The 21,134-nt window shown below is 57.1% G+C and carries 19 protein-coding genes; 8 read left to right on the top strand and 11 right to left on the bottom strand.

All coding sequences use genetic code 11. From position 1 onward, the window contains the following. The first annotated feature begins 129 nt into the window (after positions 1-129). Together norV and norW are read left to right on the top strand one after the other, a co-directional pair. Entirely contained in the window at positions 130-1,575 is a 1,446-nt protein-coding gene (norV, locus tag AAEY27_RS05105; RefSeq protein ID WP_342323830.1) for an anaerobic nitric oxide reductase flavorubredoxin, read from the top strand. Then, positions 1,572-2,705 (top strand): NADH:flavorubredoxin reductase NorW, encoded by a 1,134-nt coding sequence (gene norW / locus AAEY27_RS05100; protein ID WP_342323829.1) that lies wholly within the window; start codon positions 1,572-1,574, stop codon positions 2,703-2,705. Before norV ends, norW begins: the two co-directional genes overlap by 4 nt. Here the strand turns inward: norW and hypF are convergent. From hypF to AAEY27_RS05080, 4 genes are all read right to left on the bottom strand, one after another. After that, positions 2,686-4,923: a carbamoyltransferase HypF gene (hypF, locus tag AAEY27_RS05095; protein ID WP_342323828.1), complete on the bottom strand. Its 2,238-nt coding sequence runs from the start codon at positions 4,921-4,923 to the stop codon at positions 2,686-2,688. The genes norW and hypF overlap by 20 nt on opposite strands. A 4-nt stretch (positions 4,924-4,927) precedes the next feature. Beyond that, a complete protein-coding gene (fdhF, locus tag AAEY27_RS05090; protein ID WP_342323827.1) occupies positions 4,928-7,078 on the bottom strand; it encodes a formate dehydrogenase subunit alpha in 2,151 nt (716 codons plus the stop codon). A 35-nt stretch (positions 7,079-7,113) separates the two neighbouring features. Then, on the bottom strand, positions 7,114-7,659 hold the full coding sequence (gene hydN / locus AAEY27_RS05085; protein ID WP_342323826.1) for an electron transport protein HydN: 546 nt from the start codon (positions 7,657-7,659) through the stop codon (positions 7,114-7,116). Between the two features lie 134 nt (positions 7,660-7,793). After that, entirely contained in the window at positions 7,794-8,807 is a 1,014-nt protein-coding gene (locus tag AAEY27_RS05080) for a LacI family DNA-binding transcriptional regulator (RefSeq protein WP_342323825.1), read from the bottom strand. Between the two features lie 265 nt (positions 8,808-9,072). Here AAEY27_RS05080 and ascF point away from each other — a divergent pair, with 265 nt between their 5' ends. The 3 genes from ascF to AAEY27_RS05065 all read left to right on the top strand — a co-directional run bounded on the left by ascF (position 9,073) and on the right by AAEY27_RS05065 (position 12,988). Next, on the top strand, positions 9,073-10,515 hold the full coding sequence (gene ascF, locus AAEY27_RS05075) for a PTS cellobiose/arbutin/salicin transporter subunit IIBC (protein WP_342323824.1): 1,443 nt from the start codon (positions 9,073-9,075) through the stop codon (positions 10,513-10,515). Between the two features lie 20 nt (positions 10,516-10,535). Continuing rightward, complete coding sequence (locus AAEY27_RS05070) at positions 10,536-11,960, top strand: 6-phospho-beta-glucosidase (RefSeq protein ID WP_342323823.1); 1,425 nt, start codon at positions 10,536-10,538, stop codon at positions 11,958-11,960. 134 nt (positions 11,961-12,094) lie between these two features. Then, positions 12,095-12,988: an SDR family oxidoreductase gene (locus AAEY27_RS05065; protein WP_342323822.1), complete on the top strand. Its 894-nt coding sequence runs from the start codon at positions 12,095-12,097 to the stop codon at positions 12,986-12,988. Between the two features lie 114 nt (positions 12,989-13,102). Here the strand turns inward: AAEY27_RS05065 and AAEY27_RS05060 are convergent, their stop codons facing one another. From AAEY27_RS05060 to AAEY27_RS05050, 3 genes are read right to left on the bottom strand one after another with little or no spacing between them, the layout of a single operon-like run. Continuing rightward, complete coding sequence (locus tag AAEY27_RS05060) at positions 13,103-13,810, bottom strand: ArsR/SmtB family transcription factor (RefSeq protein WP_342323821.1); 708 nt, start codon at positions 13,808-13,810, stop codon at positions 13,103-13,105. Next, positions 13,807-14,199, bottom strand: coding sequence for an amino acid-binding protein (locus tag AAEY27_RS05055; RefSeq protein ID WP_342323820.1), 393 nt, complete (start codon positions 14,197-14,199; stop codon positions 13,807-13,809). The genes AAEY27_RS05060 and AAEY27_RS05055 overlap by 4 nt, the downstream gene beginning before the upstream one ends. A gap of 1 nt (position 14,200) precedes the next feature. Beyond that, positions 14,201-14,515, bottom strand: a complete 315-nt coding sequence (locus AAEY27_RS05050) for an antibiotic biosynthesis monooxygenase family protein (RefSeq protein ID WP_342323819.1) — start codon at positions 14,513-14,515, stop codon at positions 14,201-14,203. A gap of 234 nt (positions 14,516-14,749) precedes the next feature. Between AAEY27_RS05050 and AAEY27_RS05045 the strand changes: the two genes are divergently transcribed. From AAEY27_RS05045 to AAEY27_RS05035, 3 genes are all read left to right on the top strand, one after another. Then, positions 14,750-16,606 carry a beta-glucoside-specific PTS transporter subunit IIABC gene (locus AAEY27_RS05045; RefSeq protein ID WP_342323818.1) on the top strand — a complete coding sequence of 619 codons (1,857 nt, stop codon included), beginning with the start codon at positions 14,750-14,752 and terminating at the stop codon, positions 16,604-16,606. Between the two features lie 31 nt (positions 16,607-16,637). Further along, on the top strand, positions 16,638-17,633 hold the full coding sequence (locus tag AAEY27_RS05040) for a LacI family DNA-binding transcriptional regulator (protein ID WP_342323817.1): 996 nt from the start codon (positions 16,638-16,640) through the stop codon (positions 17,631-17,633). Between the two features lie 346 nt (positions 17,634-17,979). Next, positions 17,980-18,936: a sensor domain-containing diguanylate cyclase gene (locus tag AAEY27_RS05035; RefSeq protein WP_342323816.1), complete on the top strand. Its 957-nt coding sequence runs from the start codon at positions 17,980-17,982 to the stop codon at positions 18,934-18,936. A gap of 27 nt (positions 18,937-18,963) precedes the next feature. Here the strand turns inward: AAEY27_RS05035 and hycI are convergent, their stop codons facing one another. The 4 genes from hycI to AAEY27_RS05015 are packed head-to-tail and all read right to left on the bottom strand — an operon-like array spanning position 18,964 to position 21,128. Beyond that, a complete protein-coding gene (hycI, locus tag AAEY27_RS05030) occupies positions 18,964-19,419 on the bottom strand; it encodes a hydrogenase maturation peptidase HycI (protein ID WP_342323815.1) in 456 nt (151 codons plus the stop codon). After that, positions 19,412-19,822 (bottom strand): formate hydrogenlyase maturation HycH family protein, encoded by a 411-nt coding sequence (locus AAEY27_RS05025; RefSeq protein ID WP_342323814.1) that lies wholly within the window; start codon positions 19,820-19,822, stop codon positions 19,412-19,414. Before AAEY27_RS05025 ends, hycI begins: the two co-directional genes overlap by 8 nt. Beyond that, positions 19,822-20,586 (bottom strand): NADH-quinone oxidoreductase subunit B family protein, encoded by a 765-nt coding sequence (locus AAEY27_RS05020; RefSeq protein ID WP_342323813.1) that lies wholly within the window; start codon positions 20,584-20,586, stop codon positions 19,822-19,824. Before AAEY27_RS05020 ends, AAEY27_RS05025 begins: the two co-directional genes overlap by 1 nt. Then, complete coding sequence (locus AAEY27_RS05015; protein ID WP_342323812.1) at positions 20,586-21,128, bottom strand: formate hydrogenlyase complex iron-sulfur subunit; 543 nt, start codon at positions 21,126-21,128, stop codon at positions 20,586-20,588. Before AAEY27_RS05015 ends, AAEY27_RS05020 begins: the two co-directional genes overlap by 1 nt. Positions 21,129-21,134 lie beyond the last annotated feature (6 nt).

The following is a 21,134-nucleotide window of genomic DNA, read 5'->3' as shown; positions in this document are numbered from 1 at the left end:
ATAGTCATTATGACATTTATATTTTCAATAAAAACGAGTAAAAACTTATAAATCAATAAATTAAAAATATGGCGCGCATCTTGATATAGCCATGCTATCGAATTGAAAAAACTGCACAGGACTTACACCATGGCTATTCATGTAAAAAATAACATTCACTGGGTTGGACAACGCGACTGGGAAGTGCGCGATTTTCATGGCACCGAATACAAAACCCTGAAAGGCAGCAGCTACAACAGCTACCTGATCCGCGAAGGCAAAAACGTACTGATCGATACCGTCGATCACAAGTTCAGCCGCGAGTTCGTGCAGAATTTACGCGGCGAGATCGACCTTGAAATGATCGACTACATCGTCATCAACCACGCTGAAGAGGATCATGCTGGCGCACTGACTGAGTTGATGTCCCACATCCCGAACACGCCGATTTACTGCACCCTTAACGCCATCGACTCGATCAACGGCCACCACCATCACCCGGAGTGGAATTTCAATGTGGTGAAAACCGGCGATACGCTGGATATCGGCAACGGCAAACAGCTTATTTTCGTTGAAACACCAATGTTGCACTGGCCGGACAGCATGATGACCTACCTGACCGGCGATGCGGTGCTGTTCAGCAACGACGCCTTTGGTCAGCACTACTGCGACGAACGTCTGTTCAATGATGAAGTGGATCAGGCCGAACTGTTTGAGCAGTGCCAGCGCTACTACGCCAATATCCTGACACCGTTCAGCCGCCTGGTGACACCAAAAATCACCGAGATCCTCGGCTTCAACCTGCCCGTCGACATGATTGCCACCTCCCACGGCGTGGTGTGGCGCGATAACCCGACGCAAATCGTCGAGCTGTACCTGAAATGGGCGGCGGATTATCAGGAAGATCGCATCACGATTTTCTACGACACCATGTCCAACAACACCCGCATGATGGCCGACGCCATCGCTCAGGGGATCAACGAAGTCGATCCCCGCGTGGCGGTGAAAATCTTTAACGTTGCCCGCAGCGACAAAAACGACATTCTCACCAACGTGTTCCGCTCGAAAGGCGTGCTGGTCGGCACGTCGACCATGAACAACGTGATGATGCCGAAAATCGCCGGGCTGGTGGAAGAGATTACCGGCCTGCGTTTTCGTAGCAAACGCGCCAGCGCGTTTGGTTCCCACGGCTGGAGCGGCGGCGCGGTTGACCGTCTCTCTACCCGTTTACAGGATGCTGGCTTTGAGATGTCCGTCAGCCTGAAGGCGAAATGGCGACCAGACATGGACGCGCTGGAAGTGTGCCGCCAGCACGGACGTGAGATTGCCCGCCAGTGGGCGCTCTCCCCGCTACCAGCCCCCGTAAGCAAACCCGCAGAAAAAGAAACCTGCGCCTGCGCCGCGGCGGCCGCTGCGGATCTCGGCCCAAGCATGCAGTGCAGTGTTTGCCAGTGGATTTACGACCCGGAAAAAGGCGAGCCGATGCAGGATGTCGCGCCGGGTACACCGTGGAGCGAAGTGCCGGACAATTTCCTCTGCCCGGAATGTTCGCTTGGCAAAGAGGTGTTTGACGAACTGGCGGTGGAGGCAAAATGAGCGCAGGCATTGTGATTATCGGTTCGGGCTTCGCCGCCCGGACGCTGGTGAAAAATATCCGCAAACTGGATAGCAACGTGCCGCTCACCCTGATCGCCGCCGACGGCATGGAAGAGTACAACAAACCGGATCTCAGCCATGTGATTAGCCAGGCGCAGCGCGCCGATGAGTTGATTCGCCAGACGGCGGGCGAGTTTGCCGAGCAGTTTAACCTGCGGCTGTTTCCCTACACCTTTGTCTCCGCTATCGACACTCACGCGCAGGTGGTGAAAAGCGCGGACAAACAGTGGCAGTACGACAAATTAGTGCTGGCAACCGGGGCGAAAGCGTTTGTGCCGCCGCTGCCGGGGCGCGAGCAAATGCTAACGCTCAACAGCTTGCAGGAGTATCACGCCTGCGAAGCCAAACTGCGCGATGCCAACAACGTGTTGATTGTCGGCGCGGGGCTGATTGGCTGCGAGCTGGCGATGGATTTTCGCCGCGCGGGCAAAACCGTGACCGTGCTGGATAACGCGCCGAGCATTCTGCCTTCGCTGATGCCGCCGGAAGTGAGCGGCCGCCTGCAACACTGCCTGACGGCAATGGGCGTGCGCCTGCTGCTCTCATCGCGCTTAACGCAGCTTGATGAGCGTGAAAACGGCGTGCGCGCGCAGCTTGATGATGAACGTTTTGTCGACGCCGATGTGGTGGTCGCCGCCACCGGTCTGTTGCCGCATAGCGCACTGGCGCAGGCCGCCGGGCTGGAAACCGGGCGCGGGATTGTGGTAAACGGCATGCTGCAAACCAGCAACCCGAATATCTTCGCACTCGGTGATTGCGCCGAGATCAACGGTCGGGTGTTGCCGTTCCTGCAACCGATCCAGCTGAGTGCGCTGACGCTTTCGAAAAACCTCACCGGCAACCCGGCGCAACTGACGCTGCCCGCGATGCTGGTGAAAGTGAAAACGCCGCTGATGCCGCTGCATCTGGCTGGCGAAACTCATCGGTCCGATCTGCGCTGGCAGATTTCCACCGACGCCGTCGGCATGGTGGCAAAAGGGATGGATAGCGACGACAAACTTCGTGCGTTTGTCGTCAGCGAAGATCGGATGAAAGAGGCGTTTGCCCTGCTTAAAGCGCTGGCGGTATAACCCGCGCCGCTGCCACCAGCCCCTGACCGAAGGCAATCCCGCCATCCCCGGCCGGAAGCTGGTGCGGAAACAGCAAGGTAAAATCAGCCAGATAGTGCTGTAAACGGGTTTTCAGCAGGCGGTTATGCAGCACGCCGCCGCTGAACACCACTGTGCGAATATCGCGAAGCATCGCCTGTTCGCGCGACAGCTTCGCAAACCCGTGCGCCAGCGCATCGTGAAACGCCCACGCTCGCTGTTCAGGTGTGGCTTGCCAGTTAAACCATGTTTGCCAGAAGGTTTCCAAATCAAGCTGATTGCCACGCAGCGGCAGGCGAACCGGATGTTCGATGTGTGAAACCTGACGTGCCAGCGCTTCCAGCCGACAGGCAGCTTCCCCTTCATAACTGAGGTGCAGCGGCGCACAGCCAAGCGCACAGGCCAGCGCATCAAACAACCGCCCGCAAGATGACGCCCGCGGCGCGTTGATGCCTCGTTCAATAGCGCGCGCCAACAGCGGCCAATTCTGCTGCTGGATTTCTGCCGTTTCCGGGTGATTTTGCCAGCCCGGCACAAACGCCAGCATCTGCGCCAATAAATTGCGCCACGGCTGTTGCGCGGCTAAATCCCCGCCCGGCAGCGCCACGGCAGGTAAACCGCCAAGCAGTTCGCATTCGCGGTAGTTAACCCGCAGACATTCGCCGCCCCACAATGCGCCGTTTTCGCCCATGCCGATGCCGTCGAGCGTAACCGCAATCACATCCCCGCCCTCCAGCGGCCAGCCGTGCTCGCCCAGGCAAGCGGCGGCGTGTGCGTGATGATGCAGCACCGTTTGCACCGGCAAACCATAACTTTCCGCCCACTGGCTGGTGCGATACGCGGGATGTGCATCAATAACGACCTGTTGCGGCGTGAAATTGTAGATTTGCTGCATCAGGCGCAGCGCGCTACGCCACTGCGCTTCGACGCCTTCATCGGTCAAATCCCCAAAGTGCTGCCCCGGCACGGCGGCGTCACCGCGCAGCAGACAAAAGGTATTTTTCATGTCCGCGCCAAGGCACAGCAGCGGCGGGATGTCGCGAAACCCTGCGGGAAGCGGCAGCGCATCCGGCACAAAGCCCCTGGCGCGGCGCAGCATTTCGCCGCTCGCCCGGAGCACGGAATCATCCATGCGCTGCACAATATCGCGGTTATGCAGCAGAAAACCGTCGGCAACCTGCGCCAGGTCTTCCAGCGCCTGCGTGTTGGTGATGGCGGGCGGTTTACCGCTAAGATTGCCGGAGGTCATCACCAGCGGGCGCTGCATTGCCTGCGCCAACAGATGTTGTAGCGGGTTGGCCGGCAGCATCACGCCCACTTCATCAAGGCCGGGCGCGATGGCGTCGCATAACCCGCTGACGCTGGCTTTGTCCACCAGCACAATCGGCGCGGCGGGCGTGGAGAGTAAGCGCCGCGCATCCGCAGGCAGATCGGTACTTGCGGGCAGCATTACCGCCAACGGTTTCGCCGGGCGATGTTTACGCGCCCGCAAATGTTCAACGGCGGCTTGATTGCTGGCATCGCAGGCAAGGTGAAAGCCGCCGACGCCTTTGATCGCCACCACTCCGCCGCTTTTTAACAGCGCGACGGCCATTTGTAACGCCTCTTCACCGCTCGCCCGGTACGAATCATCCTGCCACGCCAGTTGCGGCCCGCATTGCGGGCAAGCGACCGGCTGGGCATGAAAACGCCGATCCAGCGGGTTGCGATACTCTGCATCGCACGCCGGGCACAGCGGAAAAGCGGCCATCACCGTGTAAGGCCGGTCATAGGGCATGGCGTTGATAATGGTGAAGCGCGGCCCGCAGTGGGTACAGTTGATAAACGGATAGCGAAAGCGGCGCTCGCCGGGCGTGAACATTTCCGCCAGACAAGCAGGACAGGTTGCCGCATCGGGGACGATTTGCGTGTTCATCGTGCCGCCCGCGCTGTGGCGAATGGTGAAATCGCCGGGCATAGAGTGCCAGTGAAACGGCGCGTGCTCCACGCGATCAATGCGCGCCAGCGGCGGGCAGTGTTGCTGCAACAGGGTGAGAAACTTGCGCTCGTCGCCGAGCAAACGCACTTCCACACCCTGCGCATCGTTACAGACATCGCCCTTCAGCCCGAGCTGCTGCGCCAGTTGCCAGACAAAGGGGCGAAACCCCACCCCTTGCACCTTCCCATAAACGCGTAAGCAGACACCGTTGCTGTTGGTCATATCGTCATTGCATCGCCGCGTTACGCAGGCGAGTCTTCATCTGTTGATAAGTGCTCTGAGTGTACGCTTCCGCCCAGGGCTGATCGTTGATCGCACTCACCCGCACCGCGCAATATTTGGTTTCCGGCGTTTTGGAAATCGGGTCCAGATTATCCTGCGTCAGTTCGTTGCACGCGCCAATCCACCACTGGTAGGTCATATAAACGCTGCCGTGATTAACACGCTCGCTCACATCGGCGCGAGTGATCACTTTGCCACGGCGGGATTCGACCCACACCAGTTGGCGATCTTTAATGCCCAGCGCCTGCGCATCTTGCGGGTTGATCTGCACAAAGCCGGGTTCGTCGGCGAGGGTTTGCAGCGCCGCGCAGTTACCGGTCATTGAACGGCAAGAATAGTGCCCCACTTCACGCACCGTACAGAGCACCAGCGGAAACGCGTCATCCGGACGTTCGGCGGGCGCACGCCATTGTGCGGCGAACAGGTGGCCTTTGCCGTCCGGCGTATCAAATTTATTGTTCTGATACAGATACGGCGTGCCGGGGTGATCAAGCGTCGGGCACGGCCACTGCACATGTCCCATATCGCCCATTTTTTCGTAAGTCACCCCGTAAAACAGCGGGCACAATTCGCGCAGCTCATCCCAAATCTGCTGGTTGTTGTCGTAATGCATCGGGTAGCCCATTTCCGTGGCAATCAGGCTGATGATTTCCCAGTCGCGTTTGACGTTGTACATCGGTTCGATGGCTTTTTCGAAACGCTGGAAACCCCGGTCGGCGCAGGTAAAGACGCCGCCGTGTTCACCCCACGAAGTGGCAGGCAGCAGCACGTCCGCCTGTTCGGCGGTTTTGGTCATAAAGATATCTTGCACCACGACAAAATCGAGAGCTTCAAAGCCTTTGCGCACCAGCCCGAGATCCGCCTCGGTCTGCAACGGATCTTCGCCCATGATGTAGTAGGCTTTCACTTTGCCCTCCAGCGCCAGGTGCGGCACTTCGGTAATGCGCACGCCCACTTTGTCGTCCATGACCGCCGGATCGATGCCCCAGGCGTTGGCGAATTTCGCCCGCACTTGCGGGTTCACCACGTCCTGATAACCAGGGAATTGGTTTGGAATAACGCCCATATCGCACGCGCCCTGCACGTTGTTTTGCCCGCGCACCGGACCGACGCCGACATGCTCGCGGCCAAGATTACCGGTGAGCAGCGCCAGGCTGGAGAGGCCTTTCACCACATCCACCGCCTGACCAAATTGCGTCACACCCATGCCCCACATAATGGTGGCGGACGGCGCAGCGGCGTAGGTGCGCATCGCCTGGCGTACCTGTTTTGCCGGCACACCGGTCAGGTGTTCCACCGCTTCCGGCGCATACTCTTTGACCGTTTCACGGTAGGCTTCAAGGCCGGTGGTGAAGCTCGCGACATAATCTTTGTCGTAGAGTTCTTCTTCGAGCAGCACATGGCCGAAGGCGTTGACCAGCGCCATATTGCAGCCGTTATTCAGTTGCAAGTGTTGGTCGGCGATGCGCGCGGTTTCAATACGCCGCGGATCGCACACAATGATTTTCGCCCCTTTTTGTTTGGCTTTGATCACCCGGCGCGCGACGATCGGGTGCGAATCCGCGCAGTTGTAGCCAAACACGAGCAGGCAGCTGGAGTTTTCAATATCGCCGATGGAGTTGCTCATCGCGCCGTTGCCGAGGGTTTCTTGCAACCCGGCGACAGACGGGCCGTGGCACACGCGGGCGCAGCAGTCGACGTTATTGGTGTTGAGCACGCCGCGTGCAAATTTCTGCATCACGTAGTTGGTTTCATTGCCCGTGCCGCGCGACGAACCGGTCGTCATAATGGCGCGCGGGCCGAATTTGGCTTTGATCTCGCCAAGGCGTTTGGCGGTATAGCGAATCGCTTCGTCCCAGCTGACCGGGGTGAATTTGCCGCCTTTTTCATAGCGGATCATCGGCTGGGTCAGGCGTGGCGTCAGCAGTTTGGTGTCGTTGAGGAAATCCCAGCCGTAGTAACCTTTCAGGCACAGTTCGTTCTGGTTAGTGTGACCGTCGGCCGCCTCAGCGCGAATGATTTTCCCGTTGTCGACAACCAGTTTCAGTTTGCAGCCCGCGCCGCAATAAGGGCAGACACTTGTGATCTTTTTCATCAGTAACAGACCTGTTAAAAGTGAAAGTAAAGGGTTTAGAACATCAGCGAAACGGTGCCATCCAGCGCGGCACGACGGCGTTTTTCAGCGCTCATGTGTTCCAGTAAATCGCGATCGACACACACCAGCGCTTTTGTCGGGCAGGCTTGCATGCAGGCCGGGCCGCTTTCGCTGTGGTGACATAAATCACATTTGTTGGCTTCGGCTTTTTCCGCGCGCACGTTCAGACCGGCGCCGCTGTGGCGGATCACCGGGCGAACGACCACTTCCATCGCGCCGTAAGGGCATGCCACCACGCAGGTTTTGCAGCCAATGCAGCGCTCCTGCATCACATGCACAAAACCTTGATCGCGGCTGATGGCACCGTTCGGGCAGACGTTGGCGCAGGGTGCGTCTTCGCACTGACGACACAACGTCGCCGTCGACACATTGACGCCTTTAATAACATGAATACGCGGCAGAAAAGTTTCGGGGGTGAGCGCCGCGCAATCTTGCTGTTCCTGATGAGACACCACGCAGGCGACCTCACAGGTACGACAGCCAATACATTTTGCGGCGTCGGCCATAATAAATCGGTTCATCATTTCCTCCAGCAAAGAGCCTTATCCCGCCGGAGTATTCATAAACCATGCCAATTTTTAACTTACTGTTTTATAGGAAGATTAATAAAAGAAGGCGCTGTCATCGACAGAAGTGACGATGACGGCTGACGAGATCAGGCGTGCGGGCCAGCAATCAGTGAGTCGCGCAGGATTAATTCGCCGGGGAACGTGCGCTGCCAGGTAAATTCACCGCCATCAAGCATAAAGATCAGGCGGTTGATGGTCTCTTTGACCATTTCCGTGACCGGGATTTTGACACTGGAGAGCGCCGGCACGGTAAACGGCGCCATCGCGATATCATCAAAACCAATTACCGAAACCTGCTGCGGCACGGCAATGCCGCTGTCGTGAAACTGTTTGATAGCGCCGACCGCCATATCATCATTGCTCGCCACCAGCGCCGTAAAAGGCACGTTGCGGGAGACCAATTCTTCGACAGCCTGTGCGCCGCTCAACGGCGTCCATTTCCCTTCGACAATCAGCTCGTTACGCACGGCAATGCCCTGCTGCACCAACGCATCTTTGTAGCCGGATAAACGCTCAATGCCGGTGGGCGAATCCAGCGAGCCGGTAATAAACGCGATATCCCGATGGCCCTGCGCAATCAGCTGCGCCACCGCACTTTGGCTGGAGGCGTGTTGATCGGAATAGACACAATGGCTGCTGTTTTTGCGCAAACGACGGTTGAGCACCATGATCGGCAACGAATGGCTGTCGATAATGTCGTCCAACTCATCCACGCTGAGAAAACGCGGGTAAATAATCACCGCGTCACAGCGTAAGTCGAGCAGGTATTGAATCGCCTGGCGCTCTTCCTCGGCGCTGTGTTTGCCATCTGCCAACAACAACTGGCGACCTTTGTCCTCGGTCATGCGCGCGGCGTGCGACAGCAGTTCGCTAAAGTAAACGCCGTGATACAACGTGTTGGTCACCACCAGGCCAAGAGTTTGGGTTTTGCTGCTGGCGAGGCTGCGCGCCAGTAAGTTCGGGCGATAACCTGTTTCGCTAATTGCCTGAAACACAAGATTTTTTGTCTCTTCACTGACATACCCTTTGCCCGTCAGCACGCGTGACACGGTGGCTTTCGACACCCCTGCCCGCTTTGCCACCTCCAGCATTGTCGCCATTTTTCCACCCCTGCAAATTTCCTGTCCCGAAGTGTACTTCAGGCGCTGCGCTTATTGGAACACTTAACAAATGCGTCAAAAAGCGCGCATTTTTGAATACCAAGTGATCGTTATCACGCTTTTGAAAACTGCTCATTTTTAGATCTTGTTATAGCCACATAAACTCATCATGATTTTGTGGAACCGGTTACCTATTTTCATGTTTCATTGCCGCCAGGGCGTGCAGTGATTTAATAATGCATTGATTAAACAGGATAAAACTCCAATGGCAAAGAATTATGCGGCGCTCGCCCACGCTGTCGTGGATGCGCTGGGTGGTGTTGATAACATCGCCGCTGTCACGCACTGCATGACGCGCCTGCGCTTCGTGGTGAAAGATGAAACGCGCATCGACAGCGCAACGCTGAAAAGCGTCAGCGGCGTGATGGGCGTGGTTCGCAACGACAACCAGTGCCAGGTGATTATCGGCAATACCGTTTCCCAGGCCTTTCGCGAAGTGGTCAGCCTGCTGCCGCAAAATATGCAGCCGGTTGAAGTTCAATCAAAACAGAAACTGACCTTACGCCGGGTTGGCGCAGGCATTCTCGATGCGCTGATCGGCACCATGTCGCCGCTGATCCCGGCGATCATCGGCGGTTCAATGGTAAAACTGCTGGCGATGGTGCTGGAGATGTCCGGCGCGCTGCCAAAAGGTTCCTCGACGCTGACCATTTTGACGGTGATTGGCGATGGCGCGTTCTTCTTCCTGCCGCTGATGGTTGCCGCCTCAGCCGCCGTTAAATTCAAAACCAATATGTCGCTGGCGATTGCCATTGCCGGTGTGTTGGTGCACCCGAGCTTTATCGATTTGATGGCAAAAGCCGCGCAGGGCGAGCACGTTGAATTCGCCCTGATTCCGGTGACCGCGGTGAAATACACCTACACGGTGATCCCGGCGCTGGTGATGACCTGGTGCCTGTCGTATATCGAGCGCTGGGTGGATCGCATTACGCCAGCGGTGACGAAAAACTTCCTCAAACCGATGCTGATCGTGCTGATTGCCGCGCCGCTGGCGATCGTGCTGATTGGCCCGCTGGGCATCTGGATCGGTAGCGCAATTTCCGCGCTGGTTTACACCATTCACGGCTATCTTGGCTGGCTCTCTGTCGCCATTATGGGCGCGCTGTGGCCACTGCTGGTGATGACCGGCATGCACCGCGTGTTCACCCCAACGATCATTCAAACCATTGCCGAGACCGGTAAAGAAGGCATGGTGATGCCGTCGGAAATCGGCGCTAACCTGTCGCTCGGCGGTTCGTCGCTGGCGGTGGCGTGGAAAACGAAAAACCCGGAACTGCGCCAGACCGCGTTGGCGGCGGCGGCATCCGCGATTCTTGCCGGGATCTCCGAACCGGCGCTGTACGGTGTCGCGGTGCGTCTGAAACGCCCATTGATCGCCAGCCTGATTAGCGGCTTTATCTGCGGCGCGGTCGCGGGTATTGCCGGGCTTGCCAGCCACTCCATGGCGGCACCGGGCTTATTTACCAGCGTGCAGTTCTTCGATCCGGCGAACCCAATGAGCATTGTCTGGGTGTTTGGCGTGATGGCGCTGGCGGTAGTGCTATCGTTTGTGCTGACGCTGCTGCTCGGGTTTGAAGATATTCCAGTGGAAACCGAGAACAAGCCGCAGGCCGCAAAGCCGGTTAATGTACAAGAAGCACGAGCCTGATTAACGAAGCGAGGTAACGCATGTCAGTATTTCCGCAAGGATTTTTATGGGGCGGCGCGCTTGCCGCTAACCAGTCGGAAGGGGGATATCGGGAGGGCGGCAAAGGGCTGACCACCGTCGATATGATCCCACACGGCGCAAACCGCCTGCCGGTGAAACTCGGCCAGGAAAAACGTTTTGCATTGCGCGATGACGAGTATTACCCGAGCCATGAAGCCATCGATTTTTACCATCGCTACAAAGAAGATATCGCGCTGATGGCGGAGATGGGCTTTACGGTGTTTCGCACGTCGATTGCCTGGAGCCGTCTCTACCCGAACGGCGATGAACTGACGCCAAACGCAGAAGGCATCGCCTTTTACCGCGCGGTGTTTGAAGAGTGCAAAAAGTACAACATTGAGCCGCTGGTGACGCTGTGCCATTTCGATGTGCCAATGCATCTGGTCATTGAATATGGCTCCTGGCGCAATCGCAAAATGGTGGAGTTTTTCACCCGTTACGCCCGCACCTGTTTTGAAGCGTTCGACGGGCTGGTGAAATACTGGCTGACCTTCAACGAGATCAACATCATGCTGCACAGCCCGTTCTCCGGTGCCGGGCTGGTGTTTGAAGAGGGTGAAAATCAGGACCAGGTGAAATACCAGGCCGCGCATCATGAGCTGATCGCCAGTGCGCTGGCGACCAAAATCGCCCATGAAGTGAACCCGCAAAACCAGGTCGGCTGCATGCTGGCGGGTGGCAATTTCTACCCGTACTCCTGCAAACCGGCCGATGTGTGGACGGCGCTGGAAAAAGATCGTGAAAACCTGTTCTTTATCGATGTGCAGGCGCGCGGCAGCTACCCGGCCTATTCTGCCCGTGTGTTCCGCGAAAAAGGCGTGCAAATCGTCAAGGAAGCCGGTGACGATGCGATCCTCAAAAACACCGTCGATTTTGTCTCGTTCAGCTATTACGCCTCGCGCTGCGCGTCGGCAGACATGAACGCCAATAACACCAGCGCCGCCAACATCGTGAAATCACTGCGTAACCCGCATGTTGAAGTCAGCGAATGGGGCTGGGGTATTGATCCGCTGGGTCTGCGCATCACCATGAACATGATGTACGACCGCTACCAGAAACCACTGTTCCTGGTGGAAAACGGGCTTGGCGCGAAAGATGAAATCAACGCCAACGGCGAGATTGAAGATGATTACCGCATCAGCTACTTGCGCGAGCATATCCGCGCGATGGGCGACGCGATTGAAGATGGCATTCCGGTTATCGGTTACACCACCTGGGGCTGTATCGATCTGGTGGCGGCATCGACCGGCGAAATGAGCAAGCGCTACGGTTTTGTCTATGTCGACCGCGACGATAAAGGCAACGGCACGCTGGCGCGCAGCCGTAAAAAATCGTTCTGGTGGTATAAGAAAGTGATCGCCAGCAACGGGGCCGATCTCGGCTGATCCCGGCGGCAGCGGAGACGTTTTTTCTGCTGCCGCACATTTTTGTATAGGCCTGGTTTACACAGACCTAACGTGACAAAGCTCACATCTATGCCAGGCTTAAGGGCGTGTCTCACAACGTCCAAGGAGCAAATATGGCAGAGCAAAGCCCTAAAAATACCTTAGCGCCGCAATACCCTACCCCTCCTTTCGTCGAGCAACCACAACCCATACCGGGTCTTGCCAGCAAGATGATTCCGGTACCGGATCACGGCGAAACCAGCTACCGCGGTTCAGGCCGTTTGGCCGGACGCAAGGCGTTGATTACCGGCGGTGATTCCGGGATTGGACGTGCCGTCGCCATTGCTTATGCCCGCGAAGGCGCGGATGTGGCGATTGGTTATTTGCCGGAAGAAGAGTCGGACGCCGCAGAAGTGATCAAGCTGATTGAAGCGGAAGGCCGCAAAGCGATCGCCCTACCTGGCGACATCCGTTCCGAAGAATTTTGTAAAAAGCTGGTGAAAGACGCGGTTGCTGGCCTCGGCGGGCTGGATATCCTGGTCAATAACGCCGGTCGTCAGCAGTTCAACGAGTCGATTCTCACCCTGAGCACCGAAGATTTCGACGCCACCTTTAAAACCAACGTCTACGCGATGTTCTGGATAACCAAAGCGGCTGTGGAACACCTGCCGCGCGGTGCCAGCATCATTAATACCTCGTCGGTGCAGGCGTATCAGCCAAGCCCGATCCTGCTGGATTACGCGCAGACCAAAGCGTCGATTGTCGCCTTCACCAAATCCCTCGCCCAACAGCTCGGTGAAAAGGGCATTCGCGTGAATGCGGTCGCCCCCGGGCCTTACTGGACACCATTGCAGTCGAGCGGCGGCCAGCCGCAGGAAAAAGTGAAACAGTTTGGCGCCAGCGCACCGCTGAAACGCCCTGGTCAGCCGGTAGAAATCGCCCCGCTGTATGTGACGATAGCCTCCCCGGAAAGTAGCTACAGCTCCGGGCAGGTGTGGTGTTCCGACGGCGGTACCGGCACGTTGTAAGTTCTTCTCACCCTACGTGGTCGCCGCCCGGCGGCCACGTGCGAGCTCAAGAAAGAGATAAAAAGAAAACTGAAGCGCATCCTATCCATTCCCTGAAGTCATTGCGCGTTATGCTTACAGCGTGCCTGTCGCCACACCAAATACCCTCAAAAACCCCGCTTTTCCCTCTTCGGTTACGGTGACTTCGCGGTAGCCCGGCGTGCGCTTAAGCCAGCCGCGGTGTTCGAAGGCGATAAGCAGCGCGGCACCAGTATCGCCGCCGAGGTGAAAACGCCGTTCACTCCAGTCGAGGCAGGCGCTACAGGGTTTGCGGCGGCTGCGCGGATCGAGGGTAACACCTATTTTTTCCAGGCTGCGTTTGCCGTGGTCGGTGACGGCGCTACCGTCGTGGGTTATCCAACCTTCTCGCTGCATAAACGCATAAATGTCCACGGCGATCTCCCCGGCAAGATGATCGTAGCAAGTGCGCGCCTGGCGCAGTGCCACCGGCGTGCGGGTCGCCGGGGATTGCGCGCCTTTCATCGACACGCCCATCATCGTCTCCAGTAGCGCGGCAACATCGCTGCCGGCCAGCCGGTAATAGCGGTGCCGCCCTTGCGACACGCAAACCAGCAAACCACTGTTGAGCAACTTTGTCAGATGCGCGCTCGCCGTCGAGGCGGCAATATCCACCACCGCGCTCAATTCGGTCGCCGTCCACGCTCGCCCATCCATCAATGCGCACAACATTCGCGCGCGGGAAGGATCGGCCATCGCGCTGGCAACCGCAGAGAGCGCCTCTTCCAGTGCGAACGGCGAATTATCTAAACCGGGTAAACTCATTCGATCGGAACTTCCCAACGTTGTGTGGCCTCGCGGGCCAGTGGATCATTATCGGTCAGCAGGATCAAGCGATTATCGTGATCGCTGTACTGCACAATAATATTGATACCCTGCTGCGCTAGCGTGCGGGCAATCTCGCCCAGCTCCCCCGGTTTCTCCTGCTTCAGTTTACGAATAACCGGTTGAACCACGCTTTGCACCGTGAACCCGGCTGCCAGCAACACCTTGCGCGCACGCTCACCCTCGATAACCAAAAAGTGCGCGTGGCACTTGCCCGCAACGGTAAACACCCCGCCGCCCTCCAACCCGACACCATTGTTGCCGAGCGTTTCGCCAAGCGCCGCTAATTCGCCGGGGGCATTATTAAGAATAACGTGGATATCGAACATATCATGGCTTCCTGGTGGCAGATGAATAGTCGCGAAACACCGTTGCGACGCGGATGCGGTAAAAAGCGAAAATCGATCGTCGCCCTTCAGCCTGCGCGGCCTGGTGCAGCATATTTTGTTTCCAGGCCAGTACTGACTCTTCATCGCGCCACCAGGAGAGCGATAAAATTTTTCCTTCCGTACTCAGGCTTTGAAAGCGCTCAATAGCAATAAAGCCGTCGATCTCCGCCAGCAGCGGCTTTAGCTCGGCGGCAAGTTGCAAATAGCGCGGTTGCTGATCTGCGGCGATATCGGCTTCAAACAGTACTGCGATCATCACGTCACTCCATCAATCGTTTTGAGCAGCCAGTTTTACGCAGCCACCAACCAAACGCTTCGCCCGCCAACGAAATGTGCCTGTCTACATTCCCTCGACCTACCACAAATTACGGAGTGATTTAGCTCGCATTTTTCCATGAAACCGGTTGCGGCTGCGTTTCACCAGGCTAGCATGAAACCGGTTTCACCCAGTTACACCGACTCAGTCACCGATAATAAAAGGTAAATAAAAATGGCCGTTATCAGGGATTACAACAAGTTAGCGAGTGATATCCTTCAGGAAGTTGGCGGTGAGGAAAACATCAGCAACTTCTCGCGCTGCGCCACACGTCTGCGCCTGGTCTTAAACGAAACGCCCGCTACAGCGAAAGCCAATGTCCAGAGCATGCCCGGCGTGATCGCGGTGGTGGAAAGCGCCGGCCAGTTCCAGGTGGTGATCGGCACACACGTCGCGGATGTGTTCAACGCGTTCAGCGGCATGGTGAAAATGAATGAAAATGGCGCGGCGCAGAAAACGCGCTGGCTGGATGCGGTGATCGCCACCATGTCGGCGGTTTTTGCGCCTATCGTTTATATCCTTGCCGCCGCCGGGATTTTGCAGGGGCTGTTGATCCTGTTGGGTCTGGCGGATGCCGATATCAAATCCACCGGCACCTTTGCGGTGCTCAACTTTATGTCGTGGACGCCGTTTGCCTTCCTGCCGGTGTTTATCGCGATTACCGCCGCGCGCCACTTCAAATGTAACCCTTTTATCGCCGTGCTCTGCTGCTGCGCGCTGATCAACCCGGAATGGACAGCCTTAGCCGGGAAAATCGCTACCGGTAGCGAAGTGAAATTCTTCTTCTTCCCACTGGCGGAAACGGTGTATACCTCGTCGGTGCTGCCGCCGCTGTTCCTTGTTTGGGCGCTCTCCTGGTTCGAGCGCCGCGTGGAAAAATGGCTGCCGGAAGTGATAAGCCCGCTGTTTACGCCGCTGATTTGCTTTGTGGTGATTGTGCCGCTGACGCTGATTGTTATCGGGCCGATTACCAGTTGGGCGGCGCTCGGCGTGGCGAACGGTTATAACGCGCTGTTCCATGCTGCGCCGGCTTTAGCGGCGGCCATTATCGGTGGAGTCTGGCAGGTTATCGTTATTTTTGGCGTGCATTGGGGCATTACGCCGGTGATCATGGCCAACTTCGACACGCAAGGTTATGACTCTTTCCAGGCTTACCAGACCATTGCGGTGATCGGCCAGATGGCAGCGGTGTTCGGCGTGTTTATCAAAAGCCGCAACAAGCAACTAAAAGCGACGTCGCTGTCGGCGGGCGTGACGGCCATTTTTGGTATTACCGAACCGGCGATTTACGGCGTGACGCTGCGCTTTAAAAAGCCGTTTATCTGTGGTTGTATCGGTGGCGCGATTGGTGCCGTGGTCGCCAGCTTGTTTGGTAGCCTCTATTACGCCTATGCCGCGCTGCCAGGTTTATTCACGCTGGTGAACGCCATCAGCCCCGACGCGCCGATGTCCTTTATTGGCGAACTGGTTGGTGCCGGGACGGCAATTGTGCTGACCATCATCATGGTGCAGTTTGTCGGTTTTGAGGATCCCGTTGAAGAAACGCAAAACATCGAGCAAAGTGCGCCGCTGACCGTCGGTCCCCTGCAAATGCTAAGCCCGATTAAAGGCGAAGTGATTGCGCTGGAGAGCGTGAAAGATGAAGCCTTTGCCGGAAAAGTGCTGGGCGATGGCATCGCGATCATTCCCCACGAAGGTAAAGTTGTGGCTCCATGTGATGCGCAGGTCGCAACATTGATTGACTCTCATCACGCTATCGGCCTGATATGTGATAATGGTGCAGAATTATTGATCCATGTCGGCCTGAATACCGTTAATTTACAGGGGCAATATTTTACGCCGCTGGTAAAAGAGGGCGACAGAGTGGCCGCAGGGACACCGCTGTTGGCCTTCGATAAAGCGCAAATTGAGCAGGCCGGTTACGATCTGACCACGCCGGTGCTGGTGGTCAATAGCGATGAATTCACGCTCACCCGCCATCAATCGCAGGGCGCGGTTACCGTGGGGGTGCCGCTGATGTCGCTGGCCTGAGACGTCATAATAACGAGAGTGAGGTTGAACAATGGTAACGATACTGGATGTCGCCAGGCTGGCTGGCGTTTCCAAAGCGACAGTATCGCGCGCGTTAAATGGCAAAGTGTTTGTTCGCGAAGAAGTCAAAGCCCGCATCATGCAGGCCATTGAGGAAACGGGTTACAAACCCAACCAACTGGCGCGCAACCTCGCCAACAATAAAACCAACTCGGTCGGGTTGGTTATCACCAACGGGCTGTATAACGGCCCATTTTTCTCCAGCATGATTTACCACGCCGCCACCAACAGCGAAATGCATGGCCGACAGTTGGTGCTGGCAGACGGCAAGCACAGCGCGCAAGAAGAGCGCGACGCGATTGACCTGCTGCTGTCGCTGCGCTGTGAAGCGATCATGATTTACCCCAAATACCTGACGGTCGAAGAACTCGACGAAATCATCGAGCAGAGCGAAACACCGATTGTGGTGATCAACCGCGAGCTGGTTCGTCATCGCAGCCAGTGCGTGTTCGTCGACCACCAGCAAAGCTGCGCCGCCATGATGGCCTACCTGCTGGCGCAAGGGCACACGCGCATCGCGTTTGTCGCAGGATCTGAAGGTTCACCCACCGGCGAAAGCCGCCTGGCGGGTTACCACAACGCATTGCGCAACGCGGGAATCGAACCGGACCCGCAATTGCTGGTGCGCGGCACCTGGAGCACCGACAGCGGTTATGAAGCCGGGCGCGAGTTGCTGGCGCGCGATGTGCCGTTTACCTGCGTGTTAGCGGGCAATGACGACATGGCGATTGGCGTGGCGAAAGCTTGTCACGAAGCGGGTTTGCGGCTGCCGCAGGATGTTTCCCTCGCCGGGTTCGATGATTCGGTTATCGGCAAATATTACAACCCTTCTCTGACCACCATTCACGTGCCGATGGATGAGATGATCCGCCACGCGGTTGGCATTGTGCTCACGCCAGAAGACAACGCCAGTTGTTCCCATCAAGGGGAGTTAGTACGCCGCGAATCGGTGCGCACGCTGTTGTAGGCCGGATAAGGCGTTAGCCGCCATCCGGCATTGGTGCATAAAACCGCCTGATGGCGCTTCGCTTATCAGGCCTACGCGTCCCACGCCAGCCAAAGTACCTGATTTTGTAGGCCGGATAAGGCATCAGCCGCCATCCGGCATTGGTGCATAAAATCGCCTGATGGCGCTTCGCTTATCAGGCCTACGCACCACATGCCAGCCAAAGTACCTGATTTTGTAGGCCGGATAAGGCGTCAGCCGCCCTCCGGCGTTTCCCTCTGTTTACGTGATGCAAACCCCGGATATATAACGCAATCGATATAAGAAATGTCTACAATTGAGGAAACACAGTAGATCGAGGTGTCGTATGATTTTTCCAGCCATGCCAGTCAATGAAAACGAGCGGCTTAAGTCGCTGTATATGATGGATTTGCTTGATAAAAAAGATGACGAACGCTTTGATCGGCTCACCCGCACGGCGAAAACCACGTTTGATGTGCCGATTGCTGTCATCAGCCTGCTCGATCGCGACCGCCAGTGGCTGTTGTCGCGCAGCGGCGTCGATACCTGCGAAACCCCGCGCAACCTCTCGTTTTGCGCCCACGCCATCCTCGAAGAGGGCGTCTTTATTGTCAAAGACACACTGGCCGATCCGCGTTTTTGCGAAAACCCGTTTGTCACCGGCGAACCCTGGGTGCGTTTCTATGCCGGTTGCCCGGTACGCCTGCCGGATGGCGCCATTGCGGGCACCATCTGTATCATTGATACCTACCCGCGCCCATTCTCCAGCGCGGAAATCAACACCCTGCTCGATTTCGCCGCCATCGTCGAAGATGAGTTTCTGATCCTCAGCATGGCGATGAGCGATCCGCTGACCGGCATGCCCAACAGTCGCGGTTTTTACCGCACCGGCGAGAAGCGTTTCGCGTCGTTAAAAGAGCATAAAAAAGCGTTCAGCCTGCTCTATTTCAGCATCGACAACCTGAAATCAATCAATGAGTTATTGGGCAATAAAGAGGGTGACCTGGTGGTGAAAACCTTCGCGGGAAACCTGACTAAATGCCTGAAAGATCAGGATATCGCTGCGCGTCTGGGCGGCGGTGAATTTGCGGTGCTGCTGGGCAACAGCGCGGTCAACGGCGTGGATGCGTTCTTATTCGATCTGCAATCGCGGATGGATGCCGTCGACCATCTGTCCGGCAAAAACTACCACATCAACTATTCCCACGGCGTGATTGAAAACGGCGGCAGCAAATACGATTCGCTGCGCGCAATGCTGGATGACAGCGATAAAGTGATGTACGCGGAAAAACGCCGCCGCTAATGCGTTGCGCCGGGTGCCCGGCGCAGATTACAACTTGTCGAAACCGCCCTGCCCTTGCCAGCCCGCCAGGCGCTGGTAAATACTTTCTACCGCAGTTTTCACCGGCGGCGTCATCGGGTAATAAAAGCCGACAATATCCGGCTGAATACCGAGAAAAATCACCTCGCCAACATCCTCTTTCAACTGATCGACAAGGTAGTTGAGCGGCATATTGTGGGTGGTCATCAGGAACATTTCCGCAATGTCATCCGGGTCGACGACGCGGATCTCTCCGGGGTTAAGCCCCATATCGGTGGCATCGACAATCAACAACCGCGCGGGTTTTAGCTCACGAATGGCGACCACATCGTTTTCCGGCGCACTGCCGCCATCAATCACCTGCCAGCTACCCACCGGGTTGGCAGCGCACATTTCCGCCAACAGCGGACCGGCGCCATCATCGCCCATCATGCTATTGCCAACACACAGCAACACGTCAGTCACGCAGTCTCCTTACCATCAAATAGATGGCGCTCTCCTGATGAATATCATGCAGCATCGACAGCAACGTCTTGCTCCACGCCTGCTGCGCCGGGGTTTGCTGCGCCTGCGCCCGGTCAAAGGCGTTGGCCAGCAGCATCACGTGCGTACTGTCGATAACGATTTCGCCGTAACGCGGCACGCCTTCCATTTTTCGCCGCGCGTCACTGCCCGCTTCCAGCGTCGCTATCCACGCCAGGTAGGCATCCCACGGGCAACGCAACGCCGTTTCCAGGCAGTCGATCACCCCAAGATGGTGGCCGATAGCCAGGCTGTAATAAACCACCTGCTGCGCCTGCGCAGGCGTCGCGTCGTTTTCGTCGATAAATTTGCGCCGCAACTGGCTAAAGACCACCGATTCGCCCATCAGGCTTTCGCCTCCTGCACCAGCTGGTTGAGATGGCTGACAATCTCGGTCAGGCGCGGATCGTTCTCCTGCGCCAGCCAGCGCACCACTTCATGCTCACCGGCACTGCGCAAACGCAGGTAGTCATCGGCAATCTGGCGGCCATAGCGGTAGCCCGCCAGGCGGCGCGCGGTGCGATCCACTTTCACGCGCAGCGGCTGCACCATCGTCGGGTGCAAAATTTCCGCCGGTTGATCGTCCTGCTCGCCAGGTAAACGGGCGTGGATTTTCTGCTCCAGCAACCCGAGCGCCATCGCAAAACCATACAGCGTCGCAGCAGGCGTGGGCGGGCAGCCGGGAATATAGACATCCACCGGCACGATTTTATCGGTGCCGCCCCACACACAATACAGGTCGTGGAAGATACCACCGCTGTTGCCGCACGCGCCGTAAGAGATACAGATTTTGGGATCCGGCGCAGATTGCCAGGCACGCAGCGCGGGCGAGCGCATCGCACGGGTCACCGCGCCGGTAAACAGCAAAATATCGGCGTGACGCGGCGAAGGCACCACTTTAATGCCGAAACGTTCGGCGTCGAACAGCGGCGAAAGCGTGGCGAAAATTTCGATTTCGCAGCCATTGCAGCCACCGCAATCCACACGGTAGACGTAGGCCGAACGTTTGATTTTCTTCAGCAGCGAGGCTTTCATGCTGGCGATGGATTCGTCCACCGTCATCGGCACCGGGATGCCGTTTGCGTCGCGCGGACCTAACAGCTGGCTCATTAGCTGGCCTCTCTCATATGGCGGGTCAATTCAATGCGATCGGACGGCACCAGGCACTTCTGCCGTTTGCACGCCGGGCAGGTTTCAAAGCTGGCGCGGTGCTGTTCGGCGCGGGTATCGCCATTGTGCGCCAGCAACGCGATGGCGTAATCAATCTCTTTTTGTACGGCAAACGGACGCGCGCACTCGCGGCACTGGCAGAGTTCAAAGCGCGACTGTTGCAGGAAATCGGCCTTATTCCACACCGCCAGTTCGAACGCTTGCGAAAGGGTGATCGCCGTTGTCGGGCACACTTCTTCGCAGCGAGCGCAGAAAATGCAGCGCCCAAGATTGAACTGCCAGGCAAGCTCGCCCGTGGCGAGATCCGTTTCTACCGACAGCGCATTCGACGGGCAGGCATTGACGCAAGCCGCGCAGCCAATGCACTGCTGCGGGTTGTGCTGCGGTTTGCCACGAAAGTTTTTGTCGACCGGCATCGGCGACAGCGGATAGCTGCTGGTCGGCGTCCCGGTTTTGATGACTTTTTTGATAAAGGTAAACATGGTTCC

This window comes from Kosakonia sp. BYX6 (assembly GCF_038449125.1).
Lineage (GTDB): Bacteria > Pseudomonadota > Gammaproteobacteria > Enterobacterales > Enterobacteriaceae > Kosakonia > Kosakonia calanthes.
Note: the sequence above shows the minus strand (reverse complement) of the source record. Positions and strands in the feature narration are given on the sequence as shown.